The sequence below is a fragment of the Saccharomonospora glauca K62 genome (genome assembly GCF_000243395.2).
Lineage (GTDB): Bacteria > Actinomycetota > Actinomycetes > Mycobacteriales > Pseudonocardiaceae > Saccharomonospora > Saccharomonospora glauca.
The window spans coordinates 2,772,025-2,791,846 of sequence record NZ_CM001484.1 but is presented as its reverse complement, the minus strand read 5'-3'; the positions used below and the strand labels follow the sequence as shown (position 1 = coordinate 2,791,846).

Here is a 19,822-nt window from a genome sequence, read left to right as displayed (position 1 = left end):
ACGACGGTAGCGCCGAACCCGCCGAAAATCGGTTCCCGACGCCCGAGGCGCTCCACTACGGTGGCCCGATGGCGGTCAAGCAGTTCCAGGTCACTTTCGACTGCGCCGAGCCCGAGCGGATCGCCCGGTTCTGGTGCGAAGTCCTCGGGTACGTCCCCGCCCACCGCCGCGGGGTTTCGCGTCGTGGGAGGAGTTCGAGCTTTCCCTGCCGCCTGGGCAACGCGGTGGGGCGTTCGCGTGCGTGGACCCCGAGGGAGTGGGGCCGCGCCCGTTCTGCCAGCGCGTGCCCGAGGGCAAGGTCGTCAAGAACCGGCTGCACCTCGACGTGCGGGTGGGCACCGGGCTCGTGGGCGAGGAACGACTCGCCACCCCGGAGGCCGAGTGCGCCCGGCTGACCGCCCTCGGCGCGGTCCGCGTGCGACTCCTGCGCGCCGATGGGGTCAACGAATCCCGCATGGTGATGCGGGACATCGAGGGCAACGAGTTCTGCCTCGACTGATCCTCGCCTCAGCCGAGGAGTCCACCGAGCGCGACCCCGCCCGCGGCGGCCGCGACGCTGGCCACCGTGGTCACCACCACGTTTCCCACGGCCGCTCCGCGTGCGCCGTCGAGGAACAACCGCACCGTCTCGTAGCCGAAGGTGGAGAACGTGGTGAGCGCACCACACAGCCCCACGCCGAGGGCCGCGTGAGTCGCGCTCTCCGCCGCCGCGGGCAGGGTCAGACCGGTGAGCACGCCAAGCACGACGCTGCCGAGGAGGTTCACCGTGAGCGTGCTCCACGGGAAGCGGGAACGCTGCCGGCTCCGCACCTGCGTGTCGATCAGATAACGCAGGGTGGCGCCCACCGCGCCGCCCAGCATGACCAGCAGCACCGTCACGACCGGTCACCTCGAGCGAATCGGCGCAGCACCCGGTCGGTGCCCACGAACCCGACGGCCACGGCCACCAGCGACGCCGCCAGGGAACTGCCGACGTAGGCGGCGGCCACGCCGACGTGCCCGTGCCGCAGCGCCTCCACCGTCTCCAGCGCGAACGTCGACATCGTCGTGAAGCCCCCGAAGAACCCGATGCCCAGGAACGGCCGCACCAGCCGGGGTGGCCTGTCGTGCTCGACGAACGCCATCAGCACGCCGAGTCCGAGACCGCCCAGCACGTTCGTCAGCAGGGTGGCCACGGCGAAGCCGCCGGGAGGGTGGGGCAGCAGCTCGGCCAGCAGGTAGCGGGCCAGACTGCCGAGCGCGCCACCCGCCGCGACGACGAGCAGCACGTCCTTTCGGTAACCGCGCAACACGACAGCCATGGTTGCCGATGCCCCCGAAAGGGGTAGTCGCCGGGTATGGGCAGGACGGTGGCGCACAAACTCATCGCCGATCACCTGGTGGACGGCCGGATGGAGCCGGGCGAGGAGATCGCCCTGCGCATCGACCAGACGTTGACCCAGGACGCCACGGGCACGCTGGTGATGCAGGAGCTGGAGGCGCTCGGTCTCGACCGGGCGCGCACCGAGGTCAGCGTCCAGTACGTCGACCACAACCTCCTGCAGGCCGACGAGAAGAACGCCGAGGACCACGCCTTCCTCCGCTCGGCCTGCCGCCGCTACGGCATCTGGTACTCCAAGCCGGGCAACGGCGTGTCGCACCCCACGCACATGCAGCGGTTCGGCATCCCCGGCAAGAGCATGGTCGGCTCCGACTCCCACACCCCCGCGTCGGGGGCGTTGGGGATGCTGGCCCTGGGCGTGGGCGGGCTCGAAGCGGCCCTGGCCATCGCGGGCGAGCCGGTGTACGTGCGCATGCCGGAGATCTGGGGCGTGCGGTTGACGGGCGAGTTGCCGCCGTGGACGTCGGCGAAGGACGTCATCCTGGAGATGCTGCGCCGGCACAGCGTCAAAGGCGGTCTCAACCGCATCATCGAGTACCACGGGCCCGGCGTGGGGACCTTGACGGCCATGGACCGGCATGTCATCGCCAACATGGGCGCCGAGCTGGGGGCCACCACGACGGTGTTTCCCTCCGACGCCGCCGTGTACGAGTTCCTGAGCGCCGAGGGACGCGAGGACGACTACCGGGAGATCGTCGCCGACCCCGACGCCACCTACGACGTCGCCGACGAGATCGACCTGTCGACCATCGAGCCGCTGATCGCCAAGCCGTCCTCACCCGACAACGTGGTGCCCGTCAGCGAGGTGGAGGGTACCGAGGTCAGTCAGGTCGTCATCGGGTCCTCGGCCAACCCCGGGTTGCGGGACTTCGCCATCGCCGCCTACCTCGTGCGCGGTCGGCAGACCAGTGACGCGGTGAGTTTCGACGTCAACCCCACCTCGCGCGAGATCCTGGCCGATCTGACGAAGATAGGCGGCACGTTCGACCTGATCACCGCGGGCGCGCGCATCCACCAGGCCGGTTGCATGGGCTGCATCGGCATGGGGCAGGCACCCGCCGTGGGACACAACTCCCTGCGCACCTTCCCCCGCAACTTTCCGGGACGCAGCGGCACACGCGAGGACTCGGTGTGGCTGTGCTCGCCCGAGACCGCGGCGGCCTCCGCGCTCACCGGCGTGATCACCGACCCGAGGAAACTCGCCGACAAACTCGGGCTCGACTACCCCGACCTGCCCCTGCCCACGCGGGCGTCGGTGAACACCGACATGCTGGTGCCACCACTGCCGCCCGAGAAGGCCCGGCGGGAGAAGCTGGTGAAGGGCCCCAACATCTCGGCGCTGCCGGACATGCCCCCGCTGCCGGATGACCTCGAAGCGCCCGTGCTGCTCAAGGTCGGGGACAACCTCTCCACCGACGAGATCTCCCCGGCCGGGGTGCGGGCCCTGCCGTTCCGCTCGAACGTGCCGCAACTGGCGACGTTCACCTTCGACCAGGTCGACCCCACCTACCCGAGCCGGGCCGACGACTGCGCCGACACCGGGCACGTCGTGGTGGGCGGCGACAACTACGGGCAGGGCTCGTCACGAGAACACGCCGCCATCACCCCGAGGTATCTGGGGCTGAAGGCGGTGATCGCCAAGTCGTTCGCCCGCATCCACTGGCAGAACCTGGCCAACTTCGGCATCCTCGCCCTGGAGTTCACCGACCCCAGCGACTACGACCGCGTCGACCAGGGTGACGTGCTCAGCCTGCACGGCCTGCGCGACCGCCTCACCACGCATTCCGACATCACGGTCCGCAACGAGACCAAGGGCGAGGACTACCGCCTGCACCACAGGCTCTCGCCGCGTCAGATGGAGGCCGTCCTCGCTGGCGGGCGTATTCCCATGCTCGCCCGGTCGTGAGACCCGGTGGTTCCCGGGGAGCCATCGTCGAACCCGCGAGCAGGCTCGTCGGGGGCTCCGTGAAGTTGCGACAGCAGGTGAGGTTTGCCTACCATGGGGCTGCACGGGCCAGTAGGCCCGCTGAAGTGAACCCGGCAGCCTTCCGGACGGTGGGTGGGCCGGGTTTCGCGCTATCCGGGGTTGGTGACGCGGCGGACGGTCGGGTTCATCGCCTCGATACGGACGCGCCAGTGACCACCGCGATGCCAGCACCAGCTCACGGCGTCGGGAATCATCAGAAGAGGTTCCTGGTGGGCGCGAAGGTGGTGATACTGCAGTCTGTCGGCGCAGCCCAGTTCCCGGACTTGTTGGTAGAGCAGGCGTTTGTCGCGTTCCAGCACCGAGTCGTCGGTCTCCAGCACCAGCAATTGCGCTCCGGCGTCCGCGAGGTCGGCCACGATCGCCGACAGACACGCCTCGCGTTGTCGCCGCCGAGGCAAAGTGGAGGCGTCGTAGATCGTGATCTCCGGGCCGAGTTGGTCGATGGCGTCCAAGACTTCCTTGCGGCGAGCGTCGCTTTCCTTGGTGAAGTGGATACGCCGCTGCCGGGGCATGATGAGACCACGCATGGTGCGGCGCGCGGTGGCGAGGTCACGGGCGGAGAGAGCACCGGTGGTGACGACGAAGCCCTTTTCCTTCGTCTCGTCTGCGAACACGTGCGTCGGCGGCATCGCTTGATTCTTTCGGAGGTTCGGTGCGGAACGCACCCCGTTGCGGCGTCACCACCGCGTGTTGGAAGAGCCGAAGGCGCGCGGCGGTGAAGGGGTCTGGACCGGTCCGATGGTCAAACCGGCGTCGGGACTTCCCGGAGTGGACAGCGTCGGGTGCCCGAGGCCCGATCGGACAAGTCGATGTAGCTCAGCCGTATCGTCACTGTGTCCCTTCCTTGCGAGGCAATGCCATTCCGGCAGGCGCTGAGGTTGAACCACCACGGACTTGACCGTGAGAGATCACGTCACCGTCTTCGACGCAAGTGGGGCGCCCTCCACGCGGTGAAGGACGCCCCGCCGAACTCGGTCGCTTCCTCGACGGCCAACACTAGGCGAGCAAGGGGTGGTGCTCGTAGCGATACTCGGCCAACGGCGCGTCCCGAACGATCAACGCGAACATTGGATCAGTAGCGCTGAACGGCACGACGTACCTGAGCGCAGTGATCTTGCCGTTCAGTGTTCTGCCGGGCGGAAACCTGTAACGGCAGCCGGGGGAAGGCGATCCCCGGGGCGGGGACTTACTTTAAAAATGGACGCTGATCGTTTTAAAGCAGCATAGCCTGTTGCCGGGGAAGGGTTTCTTTGAATGCTTTGCCCGGCAGGCCTTCCCGCCTAGGACGGCCTGAGAAACGGTCGAGGTTCCCCGGCCATGATGAGTATGAGCCCGCTCATCCCGGGGGCAGTGGGCGTGTGGAACGAGTCGAGACGACGACCTGCCGGACGATTTCGACCCACCCCGCAGTTGGCCGTCCCCCTACACTGCCGACGAGGTGGCGTACTCCGTGCCGAATGCCGGCCGTAACGTGAGCGTGGAGCCGACATTGCGGCATCACACCACCGACGTTAGGGACCCGAAATTGGTCTATACCCAATGGCGGCTTGTCGGCTGCTGAAAGCAGCGTTTCTACCCATCCCGTTCTGCGCACGGTAGCCGGTGCGGCATGGCCTGCTTCGGTGGTTTCGGGGCGTGTTCACCCCACCTCATGATCACGAACGCGGCATAGTGCTGCCATGGCACGAATCCGGGGGCGCCGGAAAAGCGTTGGGGACGAGCAGGTTGACGATGACGACGTTCGGTTGCGGCCGTTGCCGCCGTCGAGTGTGTGGTGGATCCTCGGTGGCCTGCTGGTGGTGGCGGCGGTTGTGACCACCGTGCTGTTGCTCGCGTTCGGTGACGGCAGCGAGAGTGACAAGGTGCGCTTGGAAGCGATCCGGTTGGCCGGCACCATCGTGCTGGGCACCGGCGGGGCCGCGGCACTGTTCGTGGCGCTGCGACGCCAGCGCACCACCGAACTCAACCTGATACACAAGCAGGCCGAGGCCAAGGCCACCCAGCACGACGCCGAGCAGCGACGGGTGACCGACCTCTACACCACCGCGGTCGAACAACTGGGCCACGAACGCGCCGCCGTTCGCCTCGGCGCTCTATACGCCCTGCAGCGACTGGGACAGGATCATCCCGAGCAGCGGCGTCCGATCGTCAACGTGTGGTGCGCCTACCTCCGCATGCCGTTCCGCGATCCCGAGGCCAAAGGTTTGACCGAACAGGAGCGTGCGGAGCGGCGCCAGGAGCTGGAAGTGCGGCTGACGGTGCAGCGGCTGCTGCGCGAGCACGTCCACTCCGGCCCTTACCAGGACCAGCCCGCGTCACCGTGGTTCTGGGGCGATGAGTTGGACGTCGACCTCACCGGGGCCACCCTTCACAACCTCACCCTCAGCGATCGCCGCATCCATCCACACACGAACTTCAACAATGCCAGGTTCACCGACGGCGTCTGGTTCGACAGAGCCAGGTTCGAAGGCCTCGCTTTGTTCATCGGGGCCAGGTTCGAAAGCGATGCCTTGTTCGGCGAGGCCACGTTCGAGGGCGACGCCTGGTTCGCCAATGCCAGGTTCGACGGCCGCGCTTGGTTTCCCAAAGCCTGGTTCGGCAGCCGTGCCTGGTTTTTCAAGGCCAGGCTCGGCGATGCCTCGTTCGACAAGGCCACGTTCGACGGCCACACCTCGTTCGATAAAGCTCGGTTCAAGGGCAAGGTTAGGTTCTCCCGCGCGATGGCACGGCACGATCGCGAACACAACTGGCCGAGAGATTGGCGGTTGGTCCCGGCCGAGCCGGGAGACATACCCGAGGGGGCCGATCCGGGCGCCCCATGGGGCCACGTGGATACAAGGCCGGTGGGAATCAGGTTGCTCCAGAACCTGTTCAAGGCCAGCTACGGCTGGCTTAGGCGCCGGTTTTGATGTTTCTTGTTGAGATCGAGCCGGATGTCGGACGTGAGGATGCCGGTGATGCTCCAATGCCGGGAAAGTGATCCACATCGGTGATGCTTGAACGTTCGCGCCCTTTCGTGATCGTTAGTGCGGCATAGCCTCGCTGTTGTCTTCCGGCTCGGTGAGTACGGAAAGTATTCGAAGGGTTACGACCAAGCGCCTCGGGTGTCGCGTTGCTCGCCTCGCGGGTCACACGTTCGAGGGATATGGCGTTCGTTTGCTGTCGCGCTTCTGGGGGGCATGGTGCGCTGCCGATCCCGGCGGCTGAAAAGGTGACGGGCGTCAATGCCGCCCCGTACCTGACTGCGACGGGGCATGTCGAGATCTTGTGAGAAGACATCGAAAAGCGCTCTGAGCTGGCCAAACGTCTCAGGGTGATCGACATGGGGACCCCCCGTGCGGAGTGTTCGGAGGGCACGGTAAGCTAACAGCCATCACCGCAACGGTGGTGGCCGGGCTGTGGCGCAGTTTGGTAGCGCACTTGACTGGGGGTCAAGGGGTCGCAGGTTCAAATCCTGTCAGCCCGACAGAACAGGGGCCGTCTACGCAGGTAGGCGGCCCCTTTGTCACTCCTGGGTATGAGCGCGGGCCGGGGCATGACACATACATGCCACACCGAGTCATCGAACACCTGAGTGCCAGCCGTGTTGGATAGGTCAGAGGACAGGCATTCGCGGTATTGCCGGCGCGGGGGCTGAAGTGGCGGCAGCTGGGGATCTGGTTCGGCGGGCTCGGCATAGCCTGCTGGACTTCGATGGGCCGGTCTGTGCGGTGTTCGGGGCTCTGCCCGATCACGAGGTCGCCGACCGGCTCCGTGCCGTCCTCGCTGACCGCTGCCAGCCAGTGACAGGTGCGGCCGCGACGGCCCATGATCCGTTCGAGGTGTTGGCCTACGCCACCGAACTCGACACCCCCACGACACAGGCGGTCGAAAAAGCCTTCCGGGCTGCCGAGGTGGAAGCGGTCCGGGCCGCCCCACAAACCCCCGGCCTTCCCGCGGTACTCGACCACCTCACCAGTCGAGGACTGGTCGTCACGATCGTCAGTAACAACTCCGCCGCCGCCGTGAAGACCTACCTCCACACCACGGGATTTGACCGCTACATCGGCAGCATCTCGGCACGCACCACCGAGGATGTAAGACACCTCAAACCCCACCCGCATCTACTGCACCGGGCCATTACCCTCCACGGCACATATCCCGGCGAGTGCTTGATGATCGGCGATTCCATCACCGACATCCACGCCGCCGGCACACCAGTAGTGGCTTACGCCAACAAACCCGGCAAACACCCACGCCTGGCCACCCACCACCCGGATGCCCTCATTGACCACCTGACCAACCTCCTCCCACACCACTGAGATCCCGGCGGCCCATCGCTGCGCCTGTGTTCAAACTTTCTTCTCTTGTTCGAGCGGCTCTGCTGATCTCCGGCGCTACGCCTCCATTCGAGAAATCCGTCTACTGTGGATCGCGTCGGTCGGGAGCCGCCGCCCGGGTGAAGCAGGCGAGAGCGGTGAGATACGCGGTGATGGCGAGGCCCGCGACTCCGGTGAAGCCCGTCGTGTTCGCGAAGACCGGCCGGCGATCGCGGCGCCGAGGGTCGTGCCGCTGTACATGGCGACATTGGCCGGGGACGACACGGTTCCCCGTGCGGTGCCCGCGCGTGCTTGCAAGGTGGCCATCGTGACGGGAAATACGAAACCGGCGGCTATCCTGACGCAGGCCAACAGGACGACTGCGGCGATGAGCGACGACGTGAACGCGACGACCGCGTAGCCGAGCGCCATGACGCCCACGCCGACGGTCGGGGACCGGGGGAGCCCCCCCAGCGGTCGGTGAGTTTGTGGCCGAAGACGGAACCGACCGCGTTCCCGGCGCCGATCACCATCATGGCCACCCCGATCCCGGTGGAGTCGAGTCCGAGTCCGGAAGACGAAGTACGCCCCCGAGGTCGAGCCCGAACTGCGACGGCAGCTCGACCTCATCAAAAGCCGCATGGACGCTTTCGCGGAAAGCGCCCGCGCCATCGAGCGTTATCTCACCTCCTTTCGGCCGTCGAGCCGAGCCGGGTTCGCTCCGCATAGGTGGTGTGAGCGCGAGAAGGTGCCGTCCGGCTGGGCGGCACCTTCCTCACGGCGTGGTTCCGGCTCCTCCCGCTCACGGGAGCATCGGCACGCCCCTCGCTAGGGCGCCACGACCCATTCCACGAGTCGCTTCGCGGTGACCGCGAGGTCGGCATCGGAGAGCGCGCCGACGTCGTGGACGTGGAAGCCGGGCCGATAGCTCATGCCCACTCGCAGCGCCGTCACCTCGAACGGGGAGAGCAGCTCGGACATGGTCCTGCCGTAGCGGCCCTCGGTGGTGTAGTCGCTCGCCCGCGACCAGGTGGAGACGGCCACCGTGAGTTCTTTGCCCTCGAGCGCATGGCCGCCGGGCCCGTAGGCCCAGCCGCGTTCGAGTACCTGGTCGATCCAGGTCTTGAGCAGCGGCGGGCAGGAATACCACCGAAACGGGAACTGCAACACGATCCGATCGTGGGCGGCCAGGGCGCGTTGCTCCGCGACGGCATCGAACCCGTCGCCGACGAGGGTGTCGGTCAGGACGCGAACGGTGGCGCGGCCGTCTTCCAGGAGCGCGCGGGTCCAGGCCGCGTTGACGCGCGACCGCGACAGGTCCGGATGGGCCACGACGACGAGTACTCGGGTCACTGTTCGCTCCGTTCCGCCGCGACCGGCTCGGGAGCGACGACGGCCGGATGACCGCTGGTGTGCGCGCGGACCACGACGAGGGCGACGACGGCGGTGAGGCCGAGGACACCGGCGAAGGTGAGCACCGCGGAGGGAAGCCCCCACGCGTCGGCGAGATAGCCGGTGGCGATGGGAAGCGCGGCGGCGGGGATGTAACCGGCGATGTTCAGGGCCGCGTTCGACTCCGCGCGCCGGGCGATGGGGATGCGGGTGGCGATCAACGTCAGTCCCGCGAGCTGCCCGAGGCCCTGCGCGACCCCGGCGAGCAACGCCGCCACCGCGAGCACGACGAGGGAGGGCAGCACCGTCACCGTGAGTCCGAGCAGGCCCATGCCGACGACGGCGGCCACCGAGCTGAGCAACAGGTGCGTGCGGGTGGCCAGCCGGGAGAGCGCGAACTGGACACCCGTGGCGGCCAGGAACATCGCGCACGCGATCGCGCCCGCCGCGAACGAGTTCGTGACCCCGATCGCCTCGCGCAACACGGAGGGGCCGAGGGAGAGCACGAACGAGGTCGCGGTGATGCCGGGGGCGAACGTCGCGATGCCCCACGCCACCTCGTGGCGGTGCTCCGGTGGCGGGCTCGGGAACTGCCACCGGAGCCGGGGAGTCGGCGCGGGACGCGTCAACGGCAGAAGCAGGGCGAGGATCGCGCCCGCGGAGGTGACCGCGGTCATGATCACGAACACCGTGCTCTGCGGACGGTCGAGGACCTGCGCCAGCAGCCCCGAGACGAGCGGTCCCAGACCGGCGCCGAAGACCATCGAGGCCGAGGACAGTAGCGACGCTCGATGCCGGGAGTGAGTGGGGGCGAGGTCGACCACCGCCGCCATCCCCGCCGTCACGGCCGCGCCGACGGCGATCCCGGCGAGCAGTCTCGCGACCAGCAACCACACCACGTCCCGCGCGAGCAGGAACAACACGCTGGAGAGCACCGCGAGCAGCACACCGGGCACGAGCACGACGCGCCGACCGTGCCGGTCCGCGATCCGCCCCGCGACCGACAACGTGGTGATGAGCCCGGCGATGTACGCGGCGAAGATCACCGTGAGCGTGCCCGAGGAGAACCCCCACTCGTCCTGCCATCGCACGTAGAGCGGCGTCGGCGCGTTCGACAACGCGAACACCGCGGTCACCGTGCCCGCCGCCGCTACCGACCATCCCAGTCGTGTCCCAGCGTGCTCGCTGGTGTCCTCCGTGCTCATCCCGCCTCCGGTTCGACTTGATTCGTATCTGTTCGAGAATAGTCGAACAGATTCGGCAGTACGAATCAACCCGTACAACGGGTACGATGAGGGCATGAGGGCACTCGCGACGACCTACCGCGACGAGAAGACGCCGGACGACCTGCCGGCGCCGCTGCCCGAACCGGCTCGCGAAGACATTCGCCTGGAGAAAGTCTTCGCGGTGCTCTCCGAACCGCTCCGCCTGACGATCGTGCAGCGGCTTCTCACCGAGTCCGAGAACTACGACCACACCTGCGGCTGGTTCGGCTTCGACCGTCCGAAGTCCACCCTCACCCACCACTTCAAGGCCCTGCGCGAAGCCGGTGTCATCACGCAACGCCAGTACGGCCTCGAACGCCGCAGCCGCGTCCGCCTCGACGACCTCAACGCCCGATTCCCCGGACTCGTCGACTTGATCCTCGACTGGACCCCCGCCGACCGCGCCTGACGGCGGGGAGGCCGACGAAAGAGAAGTTCCCCCGTCTCGAAAACTTCCGTGCGGGCACCGCCGGCCCGGCTTGCTGTGGAGCCGTGTCCTTCTCGAAGAACTCCTTAAAGTGGTTCTCTATTCCTTGTTAGAGTGGTTCGATCGAGAGGGGAGTGATCGCATGGATCGCCGTGCTTCGCAGTTCCGGCTGGACAACCCCGTGCTGGCGTTCCGGTTCACCGCCACGCTCGTCGACCGCTCCGGTGAGGCGGTGGAACGCCTCGCCACGCCGTCGTCGCTGGCGACCTGGTTCGAGCTGAACGGCTTCGGGACCCCGCCCCGTGAACTCACCGAAGGGGACCTGTTGCGCGCGCGGGAGCTGCGGGAAGTCATCCACCGAATCGGGACGGCGACGGCGACCGGTGGAGAACTCGACCCCGCCGACGTCGAGCGACTCAACGAGTTCTCCGTCGGCGGGGCCGGGCACCTCACTCTCGAACACGGCCGCGCCACCTGGTGCCTGCCTCCGAGGCGCTGGGTCGACAGCCTGTTCGGGGTCATCGCCGACGACGCCGTCCGAGTGCTCGGTGGCCAGTCGCGAACGCGGGTGCGCGTATGTGCTCGGCCGGAGTGTCACGGCCTGTTCGTCGACACGAGTCGCGCGGGCACGCGGCGCTGGTGCTCGATGAACTACTGCGGCAACCGGCAGAAGAAGCAAAACCTGCGCGCCTCCGCGCGCTGACGGCCGGGGTGGCTTGCCGGTGGGGGAGTCATGCAATTAATCTTGAACCGGTTCAACTGGTTCTTAAGGAGGATGTACATGTCCGACCGTCCAGTGGTCGCGGTACTCGGCACCGGCACGATCGGCGCCCCGGTGGCGAGAAACCTCGCGGTGGCGGGCTTTCCGGTACGCGTGTGGAACAGGACCCCGTTGCGGGCGCGGGCCGCGGTGGAGGGAACGGACGCCACCGTCGCTTCGAGTCCGGCGGAGGCCGTTCGTAGTGCGGACATCCTCATCACGGTGCTGACCGATGGACCCGTCACCGGCCGGGTGCTGGAGGAGGCCGGTGACGCCCCGCAGGAAGGAGCGGTCTGGGTTCAGCTCGGCACGGTCGGTACCGGCATCGACGAGTTGCGGTCGCTGGCCGACAAACTGGGCCTGACGCTGGTCGACGCCCCGGTGCAGGGAAGCCGTCAGCCCGCCGAACAAGGCAAGCTGGTGGTCATGGCCTCGGCGGCACCCGAGGTGCGGTCCACGGTCGAGCCGTTGTTCGAGGTGATCGGTAGCCGCACCGTCTGGGTCTCCGACGCACCCGGCGCGGCGAGCCGACTCAAGCTCACCCTGAACGTGTGGGTCGCCGCCCTGACGCACGGCGTCGCCGAGTCGCTGGCGGTGGCACGGGGACTCGGCATCGACCCCGCCCTCGTCGTCGACGTGGTCACCGGCGGGCCGATGGACAGCGGCTTCTTCCAAGGCAAGTCGGCGGCGGCGCTCGCGGACGACTTCACCCCGTCGTTCACCGTGACCAACTCCATCAAGGACGCGGAACTGGTACTGGCGGCGGCCCCGAAGACCACCCCGGTCCCACTCACCGAAGCGGCCCTGGAACGGTGGCGCCTCGCGCGCGACCAGGGACACGGCGACCGCGACATGATCGCGTCCTACCTCGCCACGCGCGAACGGAACTGACCCGAGTGGGGAGACGGGAGCGCCCCCGCCTCCCCACTCACCGAGCGAGTCCCTCACGCGATCCGGAGGACTCGCCACAACCCCACCACGAGCAGCGCCGCCCCCACCACGAGATGAATGGCGCTCTCGATGCCCTGGAACAACCAGAACCGATCGGCGGGATGAAACGCCATCCGCTGCTGCGCCACCCCCTGCTGGGCCAGACAGATCGCCGGCGTATCCCCGTCGCGGCACGCCGAGGGATTGAACGACACCTCGGAACCCCGCTCGTCGTAATACACCGACCCCAACCACCACGCGTCGTCGGGAACGGGGTTTCCCTGCTCCGCCGCCGCCGTGGCCTGCGCGGGCTCGGCGTAGTGCGACCGTGCGGACACCCCGACGCCCACCATGAGCACCAGGTAGAGCACCAGCGTGAGTGCCATGCCCCCACCGTGTTCCGCAGCAGCAGCCCGGCTGTGGCGCCGAGGGCGAACGCCAACGCGGTGTAGGCGCCCAACACCGGACCCTGCGTCTCGAACGCGGGAGTCAGCAACGACCCACGCGTGACGTAGTACAGCGGCTCGAACGCCCACTTGCTGACCATGCCGAGCGCGAACATCGCCGCCACGGTGGGAAGACCGACGACGGCCACCTTCACCGCCCACCACCGCAGGCGACTGATCGACTGCGTCAACCCGAGGAGGTGCGTGCCCTGCTCGAAGTCCCTGGCGAATAATGGCGCACCCGTGAACATGCCCAACAACACGGGCAACGCCAGAAGCACCATCGGGAAGTTCCGCGCGTATCCCTCGAAGGCGTCGGCGAACGCGGTCATCGCACCCTGCGGACAGCGATCGCCCTCGACCCGCACACACCCCTCGATCCCGGCCGCGGCGAGATGGTCGAGCGCGGCGATCCGGAACCACAGCATCACCGCCGCGGTCACCGCCACGCTCGCGATCACGACGAACAGGGAAAACTTGTGTTGCCGCCACGCCACCCACGTCATGCCGCAACCTCCTCGGCCCGCGCGGCCACCGGCGGCTTCGGCGCCCGCAGGTAGGCCATCACCAACTCCTCCACGGTCGGGTCGTGCACTTCCCACCCCGGACCGGGCACCGATCGGTGCGGCGTGTCTCGAAGCGGGAAGGTCACCTGGCGGGGAGTGCTCCGCTTCTCGACGACGGCGTGCTCGGGCACCGCGTGCTCGTCGCCGTCTGCCGGACCGATCAGCAGCGCGTGCTCGGACACCAGCCGCTCCACGTCCCCGGCCAACCGGAGCTCGCCTTCGGACAACAGCAGCAGATGATCACAGACGTTCTCCAGGTCCGACAACACGTGCGAGGACAACAACACCGTCATGCCGGTCTCGGCGACCTCGCCCATGAGCGTCTGCATGACCTCCGCACGCGCCACCGGGTCGAGGTCGGCCAGCGGCTCGTCGAGCACCAGCACCGTCGGCCGCCTCCCCAACGCCACGGCCAGCGCCACCCGTGTCCGTTGCCCCCCCGGAAAGCGTGCTGATGCGAGCCTTCAAGGGGACACCGGCGTCGGTGACGAGCCGCCGCGCATACGCCGCGTCCCATTCGGTGTTGAGGGAACGCCCCGCGCGCAGCATCTCCGCCACCGTGAAGTTGCGGAACAACGGCTTGTCCTGTGCCAAAAAGGACAGTCCGGGAGGCATCCCGCCGCCGTCGACCGACCGTCCCAGTACGCGAATCTCGCCCGTGGTGGGTCTCCGCAGTCCCGTGGTGAGCGACAGCAGCGTGCTCTTGCCCGCGCCGTTGGGCCCGACGAGCGCGCACACGCTCCCTCGGGGCAGCGAGAACGTGCAGTCCCGTAACCCCCACCCCCTCCGGTATCGCTTGCCCAATCCGACCGCCTCTAACGCGGCAATACCCTCGTCTTCCACCACGTCACTCCCTCACAGCGGGATCGGAGCTCGGGAATCGTTGATCCAGCACGGAACCGACCAGCGCCTCGACGTCCTCGCGCTGCAACCCGGACTCACGGGCCTTCGCCATCCACGCGTCAAGCTCCCGGCGGAGGGACTCCTGTTCGGCCGCGTCGCCGCTCGCGAGTGAACGAAGCACGAACGTCCCCAGCCCCCGCCGCGCCTCCACGAGCCCCTCGCGTTCGAGCTCCCGATACGCCTTGAGGACCGTGTTGGGGTTGATTGCCGTGGCCTCGACGACCTCCCTGGCTGTGGGAAGCCGATCTCCCGGCCGGAGACGACCGAGACGCAGAGCCCGTTTCGTCTGCTGCACCAGCTGCAGGTACGTCGCCACACCCGAACGCCGGTCGATGCGGAATTCGATCACCAAGCACCTTTCACTAATCAATTAGTGAAAGGGTACAATAGGAGGGTGGGGCCACGCCAGGGAAGGGGGCCGCGGTCCTCCCGCGGTCGAGGCTCGGGCCTGCTGGGAGTCGCCACCGCACGGGCGTGGCGCGAGTTCAAGGCGTCACGGGACGAGCGAGCTGCTCGCGGTCGTCGTGCGCTCATCGTTCGAAGAACCGTGTGACGGTCTTCCGGGGGAGTGGGTGCCCTCGGCCAAGGGATCGTGCGGCAGTACGGCCACGCAGATCCCTTGCCCGAGCACGAGACGCGGGCCCTCGATCGTGAACTAGGCCAACGGCTTGCGTCGCGGCGCCGTGCGACGCCTCATGGGAGATGTGGCGTCCGGGCCGGGGAGTCGCCAGATGTCCCGTTCGAATTGCTCGAGGAGCGTCATGGTCGATAGGGCAGACCGCAGGCGTCACCGGATGTGCGGGTGTACTTCTGATGGCAGGCCGTATTGCCGTCGGCCTGCCATCCACAGAGATGTGTGATGAGCTGGTAAATGCTCAGGGCCACGTGAATCTGTCACTCATGGTTGTCATCGGCTTAGGCGATCGTCCCTGCATGGCTTACCGTACTGATTCAAGTGCTTGTTGATCCGCCCGTCGCGTGTACTACGTTTCTGTCACGTGTTGCATGCACTGCATCGCAGTGACTTGCTCTGTCCTCGCTGTGGAGCTTTCAATCCATGTTCGGCGGCCACTTTCCCGCTCATTCGACACTCGAGTTGTTGGTAGCTTGGCCATCTGGTGTAAGCGCGGCGTGTTTTGGGATTCGACCGTCCTTGCGAGGTTTAAAGCGCCAATCACAGTCGGGGCAATACATGATCTTAGATTGCTATATGGAAGAGTGAAATCACTACTGAGGGCGAGTCGGCCCCCATACTGCCGTTCTGTCTGAATGTGGCTTCTGTTCCCAATGGGAGCAGGCGCATCGACTCTCAACGGTCGCAGCGCATAGCTCTAGCTCAACTATGCCGAGTTCACGTGAGATGAACTGGATAAGCATGGTGAACGACGGGGAGAGCTTTCATGGGCCGAAACGATGGTTTGTCTTGGCGTGGCTTGTTCTTTCCAGGGGGCTGTGGCGGTCATCCACGTGAACTCACTCTGCCCATTGCTCCGGAGAACGGCTGATAGGTGCCTACTCTCACGGCAGCTCAGGGGGAGAGGCGTTTCCGGATGCGGAAGACCGGGTGCTCGGCGGCGATCCGCTCGAACTCCGCCAGTGGTGCCGTGGGGCCCAAACCGAGGTGGGGTCTCGCCGCGGGCGCGACGGCCACATACCGGCGGAGTATCGGCGCTCGCTCGGCGGGCGGGACTTCTTCGAGCTGGACGGCCGTGCTCCGCCCGCGCCGACGAAGCACGACACGGCCGTCGGCGGCTTCGACGTTGCGGACCCAGTTCGCCTTCGGTCCGAGCATGGACACCACGTACTCCTCGTCGTCGAGGTCGGCGACGGCGAGCGGGATCGTGATCTCGCGGCCCGAGATGCGACCGGGGACCTGGAGGACGACGGCCCGCGACGCGATGACCAATCCGGCCGAGTAGAGCCTCGCGTCCAGCCGGTTCCACAGTCGCATCACCACGTTCGGGCGGCCCCCGCGATACATCGCTCGTTTCCCGGCGCCGAGGGCGCGCGCGAGCCGGGATCGGAAGGTCTTCGTGGTCATTGCCGCCGCCACAACAGCACGACCGCCGCCGCGCCGGCCACGCACGGAAGCACCTGGAGCCACGCCAGCAGGGGAGCCAGGCCGACGTCGCCCGAGGTGTCGCGCATGGTGAGCCCGGTGATCGCGATGCAAGCGGCGGCGAGGAGCGCGGCCAGTGCGAGCCAGCGGGTCCAGCTCTTGCCGGACCGTGCCGCCCGGATCGTGACCAGCCAGGTGACGAGCCCAAGACTGCCCACAATGGACAGAATCATCAGGTAGAGGCCGACGGCCTCGTCGATCTCGGCCGTGGAGTAGGTCGGATACCCGGCTCGGATGTGGTCGGCCAGCACGTGCGTGGTGGCGTTGTCGAGGAACGGATAGCCGGTGGCCAACACCGTCAAGGCGAGTCCGAGCCACATCGCCGCGAGAGCGGGTCGGAGGGATGCGTGGCGGGTCGCTGTCTGTGGCATGACGTGTCCCATCGAAGCAAAACTGACAGTGACTTTCTCTTAGAGAGTCACTCTACGTTCGAGGTCGCGGAGAGGCAACCCCGTTCCGAAAGTCACTCTCTTTCTGTGAGTCACTGTCTAGAAGCTATGCTGGGGCGATGGCCGGTCTTCGCGAACAGTGGCGGCGCGCCGCCATGCGCACCATCCAGGAACGGGCTTTGGACCTCTTCGACGAGCGCGGCTTCAACGCCGTCACGATCGAACAGATCGCCAAGGCCGCGGAGGTCTCGCCGTCCTCGGTGTATCGCTACTTCGGCACCAAGGAGGGCCTGCTCGTCGCCGACGAGTTCGACGTCATGAGCCCCGAGACGCTCTCCGAGATCCTGGACCCGGCCGACCCGGTCGAGAGCGTGCTACGGGTGGTGCGCCGGTACGAGGCGACCTCCGACGGCGACGCCGCGCCGAGGAACGCCAGCCCGTGGCGGCGGGTGCGCTACTTCTTCACCGAGCCGACCGTGCGCACGGCCGCTCTCGCGGCCCTGGACCGCGCCGCCCAGCGCATCGCTCCCTTCCTCGCCGATGCGGGCGGACTCACGGAATCCCAGGCCCGCGTCATGGCCAACGCGCTCGCGTTCGGCTACTTCGCCGCGCTCGAACTCTGGTTCACCGACGGCGGAACCCGCCCGATCGCCGACTACGTCGAGGAAGGCCTGAGTCCTCTGCGCAAGGTCTGGGACTCGGTCTGAGACCGACGGCGATCGGAGCAACGACCCGTCGGTGAGGACGGGGCTCGGCGGGGGTTCACGGTCCGGTCGGCTCGGGTCATGCTGCGCGAGGAAGGCAACCGACTTCCTCCGGTTGTTCGCCGACCAACCCGCGCGCCGAACCGGCCACGGTACGCGCCCGAGTTCGAAGGAAGCCGACCGCGTCGCGGCGGGTCAGTCGGCTCGGACGACGAAGAACAGAAAGCTCGGGAAGGTGTTGAGCAACCGGAAACCGTCGGGGAACAACTCGCGGGCGGCCGGCACGGGTTTGGGTTCGCTGATGACGGAGATCCGGAACCCGGCCGCGGTGAAGGCGTCGGTCATCGCATGCAGGGGACGGTGCCAGAAACTCATTCGCGCCGGTCGTCCGCCCAGGTTCCATTCCTCGGTCCAGTTGTACGTGGCGAAGTAGTCGGGTCTGGGACCGGACAGGCGATGCATGAGGTTGATGGCGAACGGATGGTCGACCGAGGCGATGAGGCGACCGCCGGTCCTCAGAACGCGTCGCAGCTCGGCGAGGGTCGGTTCCCAGTCGCGCAAGTAGTGCAGCACCAGGGACGCCACGACGTCGTCGAACGAGTCGTCGGGAAAGGGGAGTGGTTCGGCCAGGTCGGCGAGTCGTAGGTCCGCGTCGGTGCCGAGCCGCCGACGGGCCTGTTCCAGCATTCCGGCGCTCGCGTCGATGCCGGTCACGATGGCGCCTCGGTCGCGCAGTGCCGCGAACAGCGGCCCCGAGCCACAACCGGCGTCGAGGATCCGTCGACCGGCCACCTCACCAGCGAGCTCCAGAACCGTGGGACGTTCGTAGTAGGCGTTCATGAGACTGGCCTCGTTCTCGGCCGCGTACGCCTCGGAGAAACTGTCGTAGTCGTTCGTCGGGGTCGGATCGCCGGGAAACGGGTGATCTTCCGAGGTCATGCACCCCACCCTGGCACACCGGTTCGCTCGATTCCCGGTACTGGACCGAACCAATCGGGAAACCGAGCCGCGCGATGCGCGAATCGCTCGCCGTGGGGATCGCGCGAAGTGGGGGCCAATTCGCCGGGCGGGCCGGCCGGTCGAGACGGCACAGGGGCATTCCCGCGCGTACGCAAGGGCAACGACGACGAACGTTCCGGTGCGCGAGTGACTTTCGGCCCTACTCTCGGTCTCGCTGTCGCCCCGACTCGTGTCCGAAACGCGGTACTCACGTGGTGGTCGTTTACCGGATGTGGGAGGAGGTAAGGGGCGTCGAGGGCTTTGCTGCGGCCGGCCACCGGCTCGTGGGGAAGACCCGTCGTGCCCCGATCCGAGCTTCGGCTGCGGATCTGTCGGCGACCGAGAAGTGCTGGTCGCTGGGGAGTGACAGCCACGCGATACAGCGGCCTCGAAGGAAGGAACCCATGAGCACCATCACCACCGAGGACGGCACCGAGATCTACTACAAGGACTGGGGCGAGGGCCCGGCCGTGGTGTTCTCGCACGGCTGGCCGCTGAACTCCGACGCCTGGGACGGGCAGATGCTCTTCCTCTCGCAGCAGGGCTTCCGCGTCGTCGCGCACGACCGGCGCGGACACGGCCGGTCCAGCCAGCCCTCCTCCGGCAACACCATGGACCGCTACGCCGACGACCTCGCGGCCGTGATCAACGCCCTCGACCTGCGGGACGTCACCTTGGTCGGCCACTCCACCGGCGGTGGTGAGGTGGCGCGGTACATCGGGCGGCACGGCACCGAGCGCGTCGCCAAGGCGGTCCTGATCGGCGCGGTGACACCGCTCCTCGTCAAGAGCCCGGAGCACCCCGATGGCGTGCCGAAGGAGGTCTTCGACGACCTGCGCTCCCGCGTCGCCGCGGACCGGTCGCAGTTCTACCAGGAGCTGGCCGTCCAGTTCTACGGCGCGAACCGTCCCGGCAACAAGGTGTCCCAGGGGACCTTGGACCAGTTCTGGCTGTGGAGCATGCAGGTGGGGCTCAAGAACGCCTACGAGTGCATCGCGGTGTTCTCCGAGACCGACACCACCGAGGACCTCGAGAAGTTCGACATCCCGACGCTCCTCATGCACGGCGAGGACGACCAGATCGTCCCCATCGACATCACGTCGCGCAAGGTGGCCCAGATCGTCGACGACGCGCGGGAGATCTACTACCCCGGAGGGTCGCACGGTCTCACCGCCACTCTGCAGGACCAGGTCAACGCCGACCTGCTGGCCTTCCTCCGCGAATAGCTCGGGCCGAACCCGAAACACGGCGAACGG

19 protein-coding genes, 1 tRNA gene and 2 pseudogenes are annotated in these 19,822 nt (G+C 67.4%); 10 read left to right on the top strand and 12 right to left on the bottom strand.

What is annotated here, in order from left to right; genetic code table 11:
• Nucleotides 1-68: 68 nt before the first annotated feature.
• Nucleotides 69-499, top strand: a pseudogene (locus SACGLDRAFT_RS13020) (VOC family protein).
• A gap of 8 nt (nucleotides 500-507) precedes the next feature.
• On the opposite strand, the gene crcB reads toward SACGLDRAFT_RS13020, so the two are convergent.
• On the bottom strand, nucleotides 508-879 hold the full coding sequence (gene crcB, locus SACGLDRAFT_RS13015; protein WP_005465231.1) for a fluoride efflux transporter CrcB: 372 nt from the start codon (nucleotides 877-879) through the stop codon (nucleotides 508-510).
• Nucleotides 876-1,301, bottom strand: a complete 426-nt coding sequence (locus tag SACGLDRAFT_RS13010; protein ID WP_005465230.1) for a fluoride efflux transporter FluC — start codon at nucleotides 1,299-1,301, stop codon at nucleotides 876-878. The genes crcB and SACGLDRAFT_RS13010 overlap by 4 nt, the downstream gene beginning before the upstream one ends.
• Nucleotides 1,302-1,337: 36 nt before the next feature.
• Here SACGLDRAFT_RS13010 and SACGLDRAFT_RS13005 point away from each other — a divergent pair, with 36 nt between their 5' ends.
• Nucleotides 1,338-3,287, top strand: coding sequence for an aconitate hydratase (locus tag SACGLDRAFT_RS13005; RefSeq protein ID WP_005465227.1), 1,950 nt, complete (start codon nucleotides 1,338-1,340; stop codon nucleotides 3,285-3,287).
• Between the two features lie 170 nt (nucleotides 3,288-3,457).
• On the opposite strand, the gene SACGLDRAFT_RS13000 is transcribed toward SACGLDRAFT_RS13005, so the two are convergent.
• Nucleotides 3,458-3,997 carry a hypothetical protein gene (locus tag SACGLDRAFT_RS13000; RefSeq protein ID WP_005465226.1) on the bottom strand — a complete coding sequence of 180 codons (540 nt, stop codon included), beginning with the start codon at nucleotides 3,995-3,997 and terminating at the stop codon, nucleotides 3,458-3,460.
• Nucleotides 3,998-5,179: 1,182 nt separating this feature from the next.
• Here SACGLDRAFT_RS13000 and SACGLDRAFT_RS12995 point away from each other — a divergent pair.
• From SACGLDRAFT_RS12995 to SACGLDRAFT_RS12985, 3 genes are all read left to right on the top strand, one after another.
• Nucleotides 5,180-6,277 (top strand): pentapeptide repeat-containing protein, encoded by a 1,098-nt coding sequence (locus SACGLDRAFT_RS12995; RefSeq protein ID WP_157608804.1) that lies wholly within the window; start codon nucleotides 5,180-5,182, stop codon nucleotides 6,275-6,277.
• A 483-nt stretch (nucleotides 6,278-6,760) separates the two neighbouring features.
• Nucleotides 6,761-6,834 (top strand) — tRNA-Pro (locus SACGLDRAFT_RS12990).
• Between the two features lie 172 nt (nucleotides 6,835-7,006).
• Nucleotides 7,007-7,669, top strand: a complete 663-nt coding sequence (locus tag SACGLDRAFT_RS12985; protein ID WP_040919022.1) for an HAD family hydrolase — start codon at nucleotides 7,007-7,009, stop codon at nucleotides 7,667-7,669.
• 825 nt (nucleotides 7,670-8,494) lie between these two features.
• Here the strand turns inward: SACGLDRAFT_RS12985 and SACGLDRAFT_RS22515 are convergent.
• Nucleotides 8,495-9,019 (bottom strand): NAD(P)H-dependent oxidoreductase, encoded by a 525-nt coding sequence (locus tag SACGLDRAFT_RS22515; RefSeq protein ID WP_005465222.1) that lies wholly within the window; start codon nucleotides 9,017-9,019, stop codon nucleotides 8,495-8,497.
• Entirely contained in the window at nucleotides 9,016-10,263 is a 1,248-nt protein-coding gene (locus tag SACGLDRAFT_RS12975; protein WP_005465221.1) for an MFS transporter, read from the bottom strand. The genes SACGLDRAFT_RS22515 and SACGLDRAFT_RS12975 overlap by 4 nt, the downstream gene beginning before the upstream one ends.
• 94 nt (nucleotides 10,264-10,357) lie before the next feature.
• On the opposite strand from SACGLDRAFT_RS12975, the gene SACGLDRAFT_RS12970 reads away from it, so the two are divergent.
• From SACGLDRAFT_RS12970 to SACGLDRAFT_RS12960, 3 genes are all read left to right on the top strand, one after another.
• A complete protein-coding gene (locus SACGLDRAFT_RS12970) occupies nucleotides 10,358-10,732 on the top strand; it encodes an ArsR/SmtB family transcription factor (protein ID WP_005465220.1) in 375 nt (124 codons plus the stop codon).
• A gap of 160 nt (nucleotides 10,733-10,892) precedes the next feature.
• The gene (locus SACGLDRAFT_RS12965) at nucleotides 10,893-11,453 is read left to right on the top strand and encodes a CGNR zinc finger domain-containing protein (protein ID WP_005465219.1); all 561 of its coding nucleotides are present in this window, start codon (nucleotides 10,893-10,895) and stop codon (nucleotides 11,451-11,453) included.
• Nucleotides 11,454-11,531: 78 nt separating this feature from the next.
• A complete protein-coding gene (locus SACGLDRAFT_RS12960) occupies nucleotides 11,532-12,401 on the top strand; it encodes an NAD(P)-dependent oxidoreductase (RefSeq protein ID WP_005465218.1) in 870 nt (289 codons plus the stop codon).
• Nucleotides 12,402-12,454: 53 nt separating this feature from the next.
• Here the strand turns inward: SACGLDRAFT_RS12960 and SACGLDRAFT_RS22770 are convergent, their stop codons facing one another.
• The 6 genes and pseudogenes from SACGLDRAFT_RS22770 to SACGLDRAFT_RS21930 all read right to left on the bottom strand — a co-directional run bounded on the left by SACGLDRAFT_RS22770 (nucleotide 12,455) and on the right by SACGLDRAFT_RS21930 (nucleotide 16,845).
• Nucleotides 12,455-12,826: a hypothetical protein gene (locus SACGLDRAFT_RS22770; protein ID WP_040919019.1), complete on the bottom strand. Its 372-nt coding sequence runs from the start codon at nucleotides 12,824-12,826 to the stop codon at nucleotides 12,455-12,457.
• 562 nt (nucleotides 12,827-13,388) lie between these two features.
• Nucleotides 13,389-13,874 carry an ATP-binding cassette domain-containing protein gene (locus SACGLDRAFT_RS22765; protein ID WP_232284184.1) on the bottom strand — a complete coding sequence of 162 codons (486 nt, stop codon included), beginning with the start codon at nucleotides 13,872-13,874 and terminating at the stop codon, nucleotides 13,389-13,391.
• Between the two features lie 70 nt (nucleotides 13,875-13,944).
• Nucleotides 13,945-14,190: pseudogene (locus tag SACGLDRAFT_RS22760) on the bottom strand (ATP-binding cassette domain-containing protein); the annotation flags it as partial.
• Between the two features lie 109 nt (nucleotides 14,191-14,299).
• Nucleotides 14,300-14,704 (bottom strand): GntR family transcriptional regulator, encoded by a 405-nt coding sequence (locus SACGLDRAFT_RS12945; protein WP_005465217.1) that lies wholly within the window; start codon nucleotides 14,702-14,704, stop codon nucleotides 14,300-14,302.
• 1,179 nt (nucleotides 14,705-15,883) lie between these two features.
• Nucleotides 15,884-16,396: a nitroreductase/quinone reductase family protein gene (locus SACGLDRAFT_RS12940; RefSeq protein WP_005465216.1), complete on the bottom strand. Its 513-nt coding sequence runs from the start codon at nucleotides 16,394-16,396 to the stop codon at nucleotides 15,884-15,886.
• Entirely contained in the window at nucleotides 16,393-16,845 is a 453-nt protein-coding gene (locus SACGLDRAFT_RS21930) for a hypothetical protein (protein WP_005465215.1), read from the bottom strand. The genes SACGLDRAFT_RS12940 and SACGLDRAFT_RS21930 overlap by 4 nt, the downstream gene beginning before the upstream one ends.
• 137 nt (nucleotides 16,846-16,982) lie before the next feature.
• Between SACGLDRAFT_RS21930 and SACGLDRAFT_RS12930 the strand changes: the two genes are divergently transcribed.
• Nucleotides 16,983-17,570 carry a TetR/AcrR family transcriptional regulator gene (locus SACGLDRAFT_RS12930; protein ID WP_005465214.1) on the top strand — a complete coding sequence of 196 codons (588 nt, stop codon included), beginning with the start codon at nucleotides 16,983-16,985 and terminating at the stop codon, nucleotides 17,568-17,570.
• A gap of 192 nt (nucleotides 17,571-17,762) precedes the next feature.
• On the opposite strand, the gene SACGLDRAFT_RS12925 is transcribed toward SACGLDRAFT_RS12930, so the two are convergent.
• Nucleotides 17,763-18,506 carry a class I SAM-dependent methyltransferase gene (locus SACGLDRAFT_RS12925; RefSeq protein ID WP_005465213.1) on the bottom strand — a complete coding sequence of 248 codons (744 nt, stop codon included), beginning with the start codon at nucleotides 18,504-18,506 and terminating at the stop codon, nucleotides 17,763-17,765.
• 464 nt (nucleotides 18,507-18,970) lie between these two features.
• Here SACGLDRAFT_RS12925 and SACGLDRAFT_RS12920 point away from each other — a divergent pair, with 464 nt between their 5' ends.
• Nucleotides 18,971-19,792 (top strand): alpha/beta fold hydrolase, encoded by an 822-nt coding sequence (locus tag SACGLDRAFT_RS12920; protein ID WP_005465212.1) that lies wholly within the window; start codon nucleotides 18,971-18,973, stop codon nucleotides 19,790-19,792.
• Nucleotides 19,793-19,822 lie beyond the last annotated feature (30 nt).